The following is a 13,034-nucleotide window of genomic DNA, read 5'->3' as shown; positions in this document are numbered from 1 at the left end:
ACATGATCAAATATATAAGCAAAATAGCAGTGCTTCTAATCTTAGTAGTATTCACTGCTTGTGAAGACTCCTTTTTGAGTCCAGATCCTACGGGAGCGATAACTTCTGAAAGCTTCTTTTCTGATGATTCAGAATTAGAAGCAGGATTAATAAATATGTATGATGGTATTCAGGGAATAAATTCTACAGATACAGACGATAATCATGGCGTAATGTATGAATTTTATGTAACTGAAATGAGAAGCGACAACACTCGTACTAAAGGTAGTGAAGGTGAAGACGCGCAGTTTGATACTTTTACTGTTGAAGCTACAAATGGTAGGCTAGCTGATTATTATGCTAGTTGTTATAACGTCATTTATAGAGCAAATTTAGTTCTAGATAAATTAGATGCAGCTAGTGAAGGTGCTAGAGGAGCGTTTGAAGGTGAAGCAAAGTTTGTAAGAGCTTATACGTATTTCAATTTGGTAAGATTGTTTGGTGATGTTCCTTTGGTAGACAAAGAAATTAGCGTATCAGATGGAGAAATATCATATACACGTGTGGCTACTGCAACAATTTATGACTTAATTGAATCAGATTTACAAACTGCAATTGCTAATCTTGATAATAGTTATAAGGGTAGAGCTTCAAAAGCTGCAGCTCAGGCATTATTAGCTAAAGTTTACTTAACTCAAGGTGAAAATTATGTATTAGCGCAGGGTTTATGTGAAGATGTGATGAGTAGCGGCTATTCATTGGAAGGTAATTTCAAAGATATATTCTATAATGAGCTAAATAACGAAATTATTTTTGCGATTGAGTACATTGGAGATGTAGTAGATGATAGTCAGAATTTCTCATCTGAATGGTTAAATTCTGTTGGTAGAACTAGTGGTGTTAACTATGTTACTGCTGATGTTCGTGAAGCATTAGACGCAATGGGAGGGAATAGAACGATGTATTCTTATCGTCAAGATGCAACACAGACTGAACAATATCAAGTTGTTAAGTATCTTCCAAATGGAGATGAGAGTTTAGGCATTTTACCTACTTCTAGTGATCCTACAAAAGCTGGGAACGATTGGATCGTATTACGTTATGCAGATGTTTTGTTGATGCATGTTGAAGCTATTATGGCTGGAGCTAGTGAAACATCAAATTCTGCAGCTATTAGTTCTTTTATGGAAGTAAGAGATAGAGCTGGAATCACAGATAATGTGACTACGATTACAAAGGTTGATCTATTAAATGAGCGTAGAGTAGAATTCGCATTCGAAAATCAGAGATTCTTTGATTTAGTTCGTTTAGGAATGGCAGAAGAAGTGCTTTCAGCATTTTCAACAGAAACAGGTGGAAGTTTTTCATCAACTGATTTATTGTTGCCAATACCTCAGAGAGAAATTAACTTAAGTAATGGTTTGCTGACACAAAATCCTGGATACTAAGATTTGTTTAACAATTAATTTGATTTAAAATGAAAAATAACATATTAAATTTAAAACTAAATCAAAGTTCTGTTTGGAAGATGTTAATTTTAGTATTAGCCGTTTCCTTTACAGCTTGTGATTTTGAATACGATTTACCTGATGCAGATTCAAAGGCAGATGGAACACCTCCAAGTGCTTTGTTTACATATGCTCAAGGTCAAGGTAGTGCTGAAGAATGGAAAGATTATACATTCTCAAATTTATCCAATAGTGCTACTGATTATGTATGGGATTTTGGAGATGGTAATACATCAACAGAGAAAGATGGTAAAAATACCTATGCGGGTGAAGGAAGCTTTACGGTAACCTTAACCTCTTCTGATAAACTTGGCGTAACGAGTTCTTATTCTGAAACGATAGAAATTATTGAGCCAGAAGAACCTCTAGCTATTGTACCTGTTATTTTAGAAGCAAGTTTTGAAGATTTGAGTTTACCTGATGGTAATGGTGATGGTAGAGATTCCTGGAGAAATGATTTTGGAGGCGTAATTCAAATTACAAACGATCCTGTTCAAGATGGATCACAAGCAGCAAAATTTCCTTCTGCTGGTGATAGAGTAGCTTATCAAGATGGAATTGCTGTTACTCCAAATACCGATTATATTCTTACCTATTACTACACAATGAAGGAGGGTACTCCTGGTAGTTTAACCGTAAAGGTTTTAGGCGGAACCATAACTGATTTGTCTGAAGCTGATGCAGCTAAATTAGGTGAGTACGTTGGTACTGATATTTCTGATTCAAGTACATATGTAAAAGTTTCAATTCCTTTTAATACTGGAGTTAACGAAACTGTTGCTATTATGGTTACTAATGAAGATGTTGAATGTAGAGTAGATACATTTGAAATTGAGGTAGCACCAGAAAATTAATGAGATATGCTTAAATCAGTAAAAAGTACAATTTTATTAACACTTGCTTTGTGTTTAGCAATAACAATTGTTAGTTGTAAGGGGTCATCTGATGATGATTCTGATGTAATTATTCCTGAAGTAATTGTTCCTAAAGAACAGGATGATTATAAGTTACCAGATATTGATTTAAGCAACTGGAAAGTAACTCTTCCGATTGGAAACCCATCGGAAGTATTACCTCCAGAGATTTTAGATTATGCAACAAATGAAACGCTAAAACCTTTTATGTATAATGACTCTATAGAAGGAGCTTTAGTATTTTATACATATCCTGGTGCAACGACCAATAATACGTCTTATTCAAGAACAGAATTAAGAGAGTTAATGAACCCTGAAGATGGGGGAGAAACGAATTGGACATTTGCTCAGGGTGGATATATGAAAGGAACTTTGGCTATGTCAGATATCTCTAAGGATGACGAAGGTGAATATCACAGAGCTATTATCATGCAAATTCATGGTAGGTTAACTAATGAGCAGAGAGATTTAATAGGCGAAGATGATAATAATGCCCCTCCAATGTTAAAAGTATATTGGACCGATGGAGCTGTTAGAGTAAAAACAAAAGTCCTAAAAGATCTAAATGCTACTTATGAAGAGTTACTTGAAACAGATGCATGGGGAGATGATAACGGATATACTTTTTCAGAAACTGTCGGTTTTGAAAAATTCACTTTAGAAGTGAAGGTTTCCGATGGAAGAATGGAGGTAATCCTGAATGAGAAAGAGTCAGTTGTATATGATGATATTAATATTGAAAAATGGGGTGTATTCGAAAACTATTTTAAGGCAGGGAATTATTTAGTTACAAAAGATTCTGATGCTTTTTCAAAAGTGAAATATTTTGAATTAGAGGTGAATCATGATTAAATAATATTTTTTGTTTCGATCCCAATATCATATAGAGATCAATGTGAGTCATGCTCTGTTGATCTAAAAAAATAGATTGTTAGGTTAGTTGTTTGTTTAAGTTTGCTGTAAAAAAGGAGTCTACAATTATGTTGTAGACTCCAATACAGTAACTAAGTAATAATCGAATAAGAAGTTTAATACTAATAAAAACTAGATGCTTAAGTCACTTTGTTTTTTCATTTTATTATTTCCATTTACACTTTCTGCCCAAGAACCAATTGTTCCTTACGATCATATTTTAACGAATGGTGAGTTCGTGGAATTATTAGATGTTGATGCAGATGGAGCTTTGAAAAAGATACAAACTGCATACCACGCAGGGAAAGAAGATAAAGCACTGAAAATGCTTACTGAATATTTCAAAAACAAATTGTCGGATCGTTATTTTTTCAGTAGCAAAAATTTTAGCCAACGTTTCGAAGAGTACAATAAAATGTATTCAGGACGATTAGCTTATCACCAAAAGAAAGCAGAGCAACATCTTGATTTGTATCCAGCTTATACCAGTTGGAAAATTCCTTTCACCAATTTAAAAGGTGAAGAGGTGAGTTCTTATCCTTATAGACATTTAACAAGACAGCACAAAGCAGGAGATATTGCTTTGCTTTTCTATTATACAGGTAATACAGATTATTTGCATTACATACCATCGCAAGCAAAATCATTAAATGAGGCTTTCGATAAAAATGAATTTGAGACCATAGAAGATGGTAATGGTGCCTATGAAGCTTATCGAGCAGGGAATAGAATGTATAATTGGTTATTTGTTCACCAATGTTTATTGGCTTCAGATCAATATACTTGGCAGGAGCAATTGGTCATGATTAAAACATTTTTGCACACTGGCGCAAAATTGTATCATCACAATCCAAAATATAACGAGGGAAACCATCAAACTAGAGGTATGAGTGCTTTGGGAATGTTGGCAATTCTTTTTAAAGAAATTAAAGGCGCAGATGCGTGGTGGACCCGAGCTACCGATCGATTGGAAGAGCATTTAGAGAAAGAAGTGTATGCCGATGGATTTCAATTCGAAAGATCTGTTCATTACCATATTGATGACATAGATAATTACTTCTATCCATATCAATTGGCTAAATTAAATGGTGTTAAGTTAAATCCAATTTGGGATCAACGTTTGAAAGCGATGTTTGATGTTTTGGTGAAAATAGCCATGCCTACTAAAAATGCTCCAGTTCTTCAGGATGATACTGATTCTCCTTGGGCTGAATACAACGAAATTGATGACATTATGTCTTTAGGAGTAGCTCTTTTTGCCAGTAAAGAGTGTAAATATTTTGCTTCTAAAAAATTACCTTCAAAATATTACTGGTTGTTAAATGGGACTCAAGTTGAAGAGTTTAAAAATATTAAAAAACTTAAACCTAAGGTTTCTAGTACAGAATTAGAAGAAACTGGGTATTACATTATGCGCGATGGTTGGAATCGTGATGATTTATTCATGATTATTAGTGCTGGATTAACGAAAGAAAAACCAGATCATCAGCACGGCGACATGTTAGGATTACAAGCTTATGCTTATGGTAATATGATTCTTCCTAATTATCAGGTGAGATATTATCTAACCGATTTAGAGGAGTTTAAGAATTCATGGACTAAAAACGTTGGTTTGGTTGATTCCATACCTCAAGGTAGAGAATGGAACGGAAATAAAGGTGGTAGTGGATTCGGAAAATGGGGAAAATTACCAGTTCCTAAGGTTATTGCATGGAACAAAGATAAAGAAGTAGACTTTTTTATCGGAACACATGATGGATATCAAGATTTATCGGTTGAGACGTACCGTCAGGTTTTCTTTTTGAAAGATGGCTTTTGGTTGGTTCGCGATCATTTTATATCTAAAAATGGAAAACACAAATACCAACAAGTTTGGCAAGGACATTACAGTGCGGAAAATAAAGCTCATGTGCGATCAGTATTTCCCAACGGAGCAGGATTAGATATTATTCAATTGGGCGAAATTCCTAATTCAATAAAGAAAGGATCAGCACGAGGAAAAGGACGAGTTGTGTTGGAAACAAAAAGTGCACTAGAAGCAACTTATAGTACTTTGTTGTATCCTTTTAAAGGTTTCGAAGAGAGAATTCAGTCGGCAGAGAAATATGAAAAGTTAAAGCTGAATGATTGGACGATTATAAATTCTAATGAAGTTATTAATAATGCAGATATAGAGTCGAATGCTAGTCTTGTTTTATCAAAAAAGAAGATTCATATTCTTTTTGATGTACAAAGTATCGAATTTAAATCGGGAGAGGAGATTAGTCTTGATAGAAAATCTGATTTGATTTTAAAAAGAGAAAACGGAGCTTGGTATATAACCAATTGCGGAATTTCTGAAGTTAGATTAACTATTTCAAATCATTATGTTGATTTGAAGCCGGGAAAATCTGTTAATATAGAATTATAACAAAATATACTTGACTAGATTATGAGTAAATTAAAAACATATATTCTTTTGGGATTATTGCTTGCAACAAGTAGTTGTGTTTTTTCACAATCGCATCCTAAGTTGATTTTGACACAAAAGGGAGTAACAGAAATTAGAGCACATTTAAGTGAATTACCAATGCTTCAAAGTTCTCTTCAAAAATCAATCGATTTTGTAGATGCCGAAATGGAAAAGGGAATTGATGTGCCTGTACCTAAGGATATGGCAGGTGGATACACTCATAATCGCCATAAGAAAAACTATTTGCTGATGCAGAAGGCAGGTGTTTTGTTTCAGATTACACAAGAAGAGAAATATGCAGTTTATGTCCGTGATATGCTAATGGAATATGCTAAGATGTATCCTACATTAGGCTTACATCCTGCGAACAGATCATATGCGCCAGGTAAAATATTTTGGCAGAATTTAAACGATGCAAACTGGTTGGTTTATACAAGTCAGGCTTATGATTGTGTTTACGATTGGTTGTCTTCAAAAGAGAGAAAAAAATTAGAGAAAAACCTTTTCCGTCCTTTCGCTGATCATTTGTCGGTTGATTCTCCTCAATTCTATAATAGAGTGCATAATCATAGCACTTGGGGAAATGCTGCGGTAGGTATGATTGGTTTCGTGATGAATGACCAAGAATTAATTGATCGTGCATTTTACGGGTTAAAATCAGATAATATAAAAGCAGACCAAAAGGATAATGATGGTGGTTTAATTAAGATGCAAGGTGACGGTAAAGCTGGTTTCTTTGCTCAATTAGACCATTTGTTTTCTCCTGATGGATACTATACCGAAGGACCATATTATCAGCGTTATGCGATGTATCCTTTTGTAATGTTTGCTGAGGCAATTGAGAATTGTAAGCCAGAAGTAAAGATTTTTGAATATCGCGATGGTCTTTTAATTAAAGCTGTTAAAACTTTGTTGAATCTAACCGATGTAAATGGTTTGTTCTTTCCTATTAACGATGCTCAAAAAGGGATGTCATATTTGTCTAGAGAATTGGTTTCGTCGGTAGATATTATTTATCATTTTGGTGGTCAGGATTCAGGTTTATTATCTGTTGCTGAAAAGCAAGGACAAGTGATGTTAGATGATACGGGCTTGTCGGTAGCAATGGCAATTAAAGAAGGAAAACAAACGGCCTATCAAAAAAAATCGGCCAATTATAAAGATGGCGCTTCTGGAACTGAAGGTGCTTTAGGAATTCTTCGAGCTGGTGAAGGAGACAAAGAGGTTTGTTTGGTGATGAAAAATACTTCGCAAGGAATGGGACATGGTCATTTTGATAAATTATCTTTCTCTTTATACGACGATATGGGTGAGGTATTGCCAGATTATGGTTGTGCTCGATATGTAAATATCGAACAAAAATTTGGAGGTGGATATCTTCACGAAAATAATACTTGGGCAAAGCAAACAGTAGCTCACAATACGCTTGTAGTTGATAGAATATCTCATTTTGGAGGAAGCACTGATACGGGTAATGAATTTCATTCTGATCCTTACTTTTTTGATGCAAGTCACGAAAATATTCAAATTATTAGTGCTAAAGAGAACAATGCGTACCCAGGAGTTGAAATGCATAGAACATTAGCATTGATTACAGATAAACGATTTGAGAAACCACTTGTTTTGGATGTTTTTAGGGTGAATTCGGAAGTTGAGAATCAATATGAATTACCATATCATTTTCTTGGGCAAGTTTTATCTACTAATTATAAATATGATGTTTTAGAAACGCTAACAAAAATGGGAGAGTCAAATGGCTATCAGCATTTGCGATTGGAAGCGAAAGGACAATCAAAAAGTAACAACGCAAAATTATCATGGTTTGTGAACGATCGATTTTATTCTCTTACCACTTATGTGAATCCAGAAGATGAATTATTATTCGTTCGTTCTGGTGCAACCGATCCTAATTATAATTTGCGTAGAGAACCTGCTTTTGTTATCCAAAAAAACAAGCAAAAAAATGCGGTTTTTGTATCGGTAGTCGAAGCTCATGGAAATTATGATAGAGTAACTGAATTTGCAAATAATGCTTTCAGTAGTATTTCAAAAGTGAATCTTTTAGTTAATACAGATGAATATACAGCCGTTTCTTTTCAGGATATAAAAGAGAACAAATGGATGTTGATTCTTGCGAACAAAGATGCTAGGAAGGAAAATAAGCATCAGCTGAAAGTTAACGGGTTAAATTATGAATGGACTGGTGCATATCATTTTATTTCAGCCCAATAGAATAAAATCTAAATTGATAGTTAGGAAGAATTCAAATATAAAAAAAGAACAAAACATGAAATTGTTTAAATCTCTTACAGTATTACTATTAGCAGTCTTTATGCTTACGTCTTGTGAGGATACGCCTAGAAGTATGGTGAATAATATGACTGAGTTAGAAGAGGCTGTCAAAAATGCACAACCTGGTGATGTTATCGTCATGTCGAATGGTATATGGACTGATGTTGGAATTGATTTTAAGGCCAATGGCTTAGTTGATAAACCTATTATTTTAAAAGCAGAAACCCCTGGGAAAGTTTTTATTGAAGGACAATCATTTTTAAAAATTGCTGGTCATTTTCTAGAAGTTCATGATTTATATTTTCGAAATGGTTATACGCCTATCAACAGTGTTATTCAGTTTAAAAGTGATAAAGAGAATGCTGCTTACGATTGTAAGGTGGTAAGTTGTGTTATTGAAAATTTCACTCAATTAGATAGAAAGAGAAAAGATCATTGGGTTGAATTTTGGGGACAACGAAACGAACTGATTTCTTGTTATATAGCTGGTAAGTCTAATGATGGACCAACGGTTAGAGGTCAATTAAAAGGAAACCAACATGCTAATGGTCACCACATAATTGCGGATAATTATTTTGGTCCACGTCCACGAAGAGGTGGTCCAAGAGGTGAAACAATGCAACTTGGTGATAGTTATACATCAATGGTTCCTGCTTTTTTTGAAGTACGAAATAATTTTTTAGACCGATGTAATGGTGAGGTAGAGGTAATCTCTAGCAAATCTAATTACAATAAATTTATCAATAATGTTTTTTATAAGTGCGAAGGATCACTTGTGTTAAGACATGGTAATTATGCGACTATTGATTCCAACTGGTTTATTGGAGATGATGATTCTGATAACATAGGAGGTGTGAGAGTAATTAATACAGGTCATTGGATCACAAATAATTATTTTTATAACTTAAAAGGAAACGAATTTCGCAGTGCTATTGCTGTGATGAATGGTATTCCAAAATCGCCATTAAATAGATACAATCAGGTTACAGATGTTGTAATCGCTCATAACAGTTGGGTTGATTGTATTAGTCCACTGCAATTTAGTGTAGGTTCTAATGTAAATAAGAGTGATGTTTTACCAAAGTCTGAGATTAGATCGGCACTTCCTATTAGAACAACAGTTGCTAATAATCTTATTTATAACAGCAAAACGGTAAGTAATGATATTGTAAAGTATTATGACACGCCAGGTGATATTGATTTTGAATGTAACTATGTAAGTGGTGTTGAAGGCGTTGATGGTTTTGAAGGTTTCAGCAATTCAGAAATGACTGTCGTTAATGATCAATCGACTGTTCCTTTTGTTGAATTAGCCGATCGTAATGTCAAGCTGTTTGATGGATTTGATTTTTCTAAAATAAAGAACGATATGTTCTCTAACAGTCGTGAAGAAAATCAGCCAGGTGCTATTTGTGCCGTTAAGGATGTAAATTATAAGGTTATTGATGTAGATAAGTATGGACCATCTTGGTTTGAGGTTTCTAAAAGTAATGCCAGTGCAAAGCGTGTTACTGTCAAATCGACTGAGGAACTTTATACTGCATTTGAAAAATTAAATGAAGGAGATACAATTGTTATTGACTCTGACATATTGAAGCTAAATAAAACAATTAAGGTAAATAAAAGCGTAGTTATTACTTCTAGTAATATTGATAAGGAAGTAAGATTGCTATTTACATCGGCAGATCAAGTGCCTGCTTTCGAATTGGGATCAGGTGTAAATATTAACTTAAAACACCTAATTATTGAAGGCTCAAAAACATTAAATTGTTTTGAACCTAATCAGGCTGATATGTCAATTGCATCAAATGTTTTTGTTGATGACTGTACTTTAAGTGGATTTCATTCAATTTACCGATCTAAAAAAGGTTCGTTCTCTGATACATTAAAAGTGGTTAACTCAGTAATGAAGAATTTGGTTAATGGGTTTATTTTAGATTCTGAAAATGATGATAAAGGAGACTATAACGCAGAGTTCTTGATATTAGAAAACAATCAGATTAGTAAGGTTGAAAATGTATTTGTTAACTTCTATAGAGGTGGTTATGATGAATCTACCATTGGAGGAAACTTTGTATTCAATAATAATTCGGTTGAGTCAGCTGGTAAAAGTGGTTCTAAGGAAATTTTATTGAAAACTCAAGGAATTGTAAATGTTGAGATTTTGAATAACAACTTTAGTTCTATTAAATCAGGATTCATAGCTAGGTTGTGGGGTGAGAAAAACAATGTAGAAAGTGGAAATACGATTAAAGGAAAATCTAAAATAGTAACAGATGAATTTTTGACTCAAAAACTATTGTATTAAAACTTGAGTCACAATAATATAGTTTTAAAAATAAGATTGGGAGAGAGGTAAAGCCTCTCGAAAAATAAAATATTTACTAAAAAATAGCTAATCATGGGAAATCAAAACGAAAGACAGAAATTTTTTACATCGAAAGAAATGAAATGGGAAGATCTTGGAGGTGGAGTTCAACGCCAGTTTTTAGGTTACGACAATCAGATTATGATGGTAAAGGTAAAGTTTGATAAAGGAGCTGTTGGATCACTTCATGATCATTTTCATACACAATCGACCTATTGTTCAAAAGGGAAATTTGAATTTCTTATTGGTGATGAAAAGAAAATTGTTGAAGCAGGAGATGGTGTTTATCTTAAACCAAATGTTCCACACGGAGTGGTTTGTTTGGAAGAAGGTATTTTAATTGATGTGTTTAGTCCAGTTCGCGAGGATTTTTTGGATGGAAGTGCAGTTGCTTATTTTGGAAAGTAAACTAGAATCTCAACTAAATTAAATAAATTTCCTATGAAAGTAAAAGGATTAAGATGGTGGATTATCGGTTTGATAATGCTTATCACAATAATTAATTATTTAGATAGAGGAACCTTAAATTATATGTGGGTTGCTAATATTGAATATGATCTTGTTGACCAAATTGATGGTGAATTAAGAGAGAATCAAGCTCAATTTAATGAGCAAGATAACACTTATCTTTTGGTAACTAAAAGAGGTGATAAAATTGTTCAGAGAGCTGACTATGTTAGTTTTAAAAAAGATGGGCAAATTGTTGTCAACCGTCAGGGTATGGCTTATGAACTAGGAATAGTTGAAGAAGGTGCAACACCTGAAGAGGCATCAAAACAAGCTAAAAATCAACTAGGTATAATAACTATCTTTTTTATGATAGCCTATGGTCTTAGCCAAATGTTTTCAGGCAAATTATATGATAGAATAGGAACTCGTCGTGGTTTTGTAGCTTCTGTGTTCGTATGGGGAATTGCCGATGCGCTTACATCATTATCTCAAGGTAAAGTATCCTTAACTGGGTTTAGAATGATGCTTGGTTTGGGTGAAGCTGGACCTTGGCCAGGAGCTACCAAGAGTAATGCCGAATGGTTTCCGCAAAAGGAGAGAGCATTCGCACAAGGACTTTTCGGTGCAGCAGCATCTATAGGTTCTATTCTAGCTCCTATTATTATTCTAATGCTTTATATATCTATTGGTTGGAAAATGACTTTCGTAGTAGTCGGCGGTTTGGGTTTACTTTGGTTAATTCCTTGGTTAATTATTAACAAAAAAGGGCCAAAAGAGCATCCATGGATTTCTGACGAAGAAAAAGAATATATTTTGAGTGGTCAGCCAGAGGGGAAAGTTACAAATGAAGTAGGTAAAACTTGGGGACAGTTATTGTCTAATAAGAAAAACTACTCTGTGATTTTAGGTCGTTTTTTCCTTGATCCTATTTGGTGGATGTTTGTTACTTTCTTACCAATGTATTTAGTTGAAGAATTTGGCTTAAACATTAAAGAATTAGCATTCTCAGCTTGGATACCTTATGTAGGTGCAATGGTTGGATCTATCGCTGGTGGTTGGTATTCTGGATACCTAATTCGTAAAGGAGCAACAGTGGATAAAGCAAGAAAAACGGCAATGGTTTTAGGTGGGGCAATTATTATCCCATCAGTAATTGCTTCGGTTTTGGTTCCAAATGCAGTACTAGCTGTTATTTTAATGGCCTTTGTACTAGGTGGATTTCAATTTATGATGACAAATATCCAAACTTTACCAAGTGATTTACATGGTGGTAAATCAGTAGGTTCATTAGCTGGTTTAGGTGGTGCTTCTGCTGTATTGGGAGTTATATTAGCAATTACATTTGCTGGTTATATCACAAGTTGGCCGTTATTATTCGGATTACTTGGAGCATTAGTTCCATTGTCATTGGCTTCAATTTTCCTAACTGTAGGTAAGATTGAACAAATAAAATAAAGCTATTAATTATAAAATTAATATAACATTTAAACAAAATATTATGAAAGCAGAAGGAAAAGTAGCCATCATTACAGGTGGAAGCGGTGGAATTGGTTTTCAAGTGACAAAAAAATTAGGTCAAGATGGTTATTCTGTATTTTTAATGGATATCGCAGATGACGCAAAGGGAGCTGAAAAAGTAAAAGAGCTTGCTGCAGAAGGAATTAAAGCAGAATATTTTAGCGTTGACCTTACAAAAGAAGATGGTGTAACTTCTACCATAAATAAAATTGGAGCAAAAGAAGGTAAAATTGATCTTCTTGTAAATTGTGCAGGTGGATTAGGTGGAAGATCCAGATTTGAAGGAATGACCACTGAATTTTTCAGATTTGTTATGGCTTTAAATCTTGATTCAGCATTTTTCACATCAAGAGCAGCTATTCCTTTTCTTAAAAAAGGMACAAATGCATCAATCATAAATTTYACTTCTAATGCAGCTTGGAATGGCGGAGGACCWGGTGCYGGAGTTTATGGCGCATCTAAGGGAGCCGTTCAATCACTTACAAGATCATTAGCAAAAGATTTAGCTGAATATGGAATTAGAGTAAATGCTGTATCTCCTGGTACAATTGATACACCATTTCATGCTCAAATTAAAGCAACTAAACCTGAGGTATTTGCTTCGCTCAAATTAAAGCAACTAAACCTGAGGTATTTGCTTC

Annotated in this window: 9 protein-coding genes; all 9 read left to right on the top strand. The window is 34.2% G+C overall.

What is annotated here, in order from left to right:
* Positions 1-2 precede the first annotated feature (2 nt).
* Positions 3-1,427, top strand: coding sequence for a RagB/SusD family nutrient uptake outer membrane protein (locus EMN46_RS06090; RefSeq protein ID WP_229130286.1), 1,425 nt, complete (start codon positions 3-5; stop codon positions 1,425-1,427).
* Positions 1,428-1,456: 29 nt separating this feature from the next.
* Positions 1,457-2,341 carry a PKD domain-containing protein gene (locus EMN46_RS06085; RefSeq protein ID WP_154199809.1) on the top strand — a complete coding sequence of 295 codons (885 nt, stop codon included), beginning with the start codon at positions 1,457-1,459 and terminating at the stop codon, positions 2,339-2,341.
* A 6-nt stretch (positions 2,342-2,347) separates the two neighbouring features.
* The gene (locus EMN46_RS06080; RefSeq protein WP_154199807.1) at positions 2,348-3,253 is read left to right on the top strand and encodes a polysaccharide lyase family 7 protein; all 906 of its coding nucleotides are present in this window, start codon (positions 2,348-2,350) and stop codon (positions 3,251-3,253) included.
* Positions 3,254-3,449: 196 nt separating this feature from the next.
* On the top strand, positions 3,450-5,723 hold the full coding sequence (locus tag EMN46_RS06075) for a heparinase II/III family protein (protein WP_154199805.1): 2,274 nt from the start codon (positions 3,450-3,452) through the stop codon (positions 5,721-5,723).
* 21 nt (positions 5,724-5,744) lie between these two features.
* Positions 5,745-7,997 (top strand): alginate lyase family protein, encoded by a 2,253-nt coding sequence (locus EMN46_RS06070; protein ID WP_154199803.1) that lies wholly within the window; start codon positions 5,745-5,747, stop codon positions 7,995-7,997.
* A gap of 55 nt (positions 7,998-8,052) precedes the next feature.
* A complete protein-coding gene (locus EMN46_RS06065; protein WP_195715195.1) occupies positions 8,053-10,365 on the top strand; it encodes a chondroitinase-B domain-containing protein in 2,313 nt (770 codons plus the stop codon).
* 93 nt (positions 10,366-10,458) lie between these two features.
* Positions 10,459-10,833 (top strand): cupin domain-containing protein, encoded by a 375-nt coding sequence (locus EMN46_RS06060; protein ID WP_154199799.1) that lies wholly within the window; start codon positions 10,459-10,461, stop codon positions 10,831-10,833.
* 33 nt (positions 10,834-10,866) lie between these two features.
* Complete coding sequence (locus EMN46_RS06055; RefSeq protein ID WP_154199798.1) at positions 10,867-12,330, top strand: MFS transporter; 1,464 nt, start codon at positions 10,867-10,869, stop codon at positions 12,328-12,330.
* 43 nt (positions 12,331-12,373) lie between these two features.
* Positions 12,374-13,034 (top strand): SDR family NAD(P)-dependent oxidoreductase (locus EMN46_RS06050; protein ID WP_154199796.1); only part of this gene is annotated, 661 nt, incomplete at its 3' end.

The organism is Ancylomarina sp. 16SWW S1-10-2, assembly GCF_009669305.1.
GTDB lineage: Bacteria > Bacteroidota > Bacteroidia > Bacteroidales > Marinifilaceae > Ancylomarina.
This window is presented reverse-complemented; position numbering and strand designations above follow the sequence as displayed.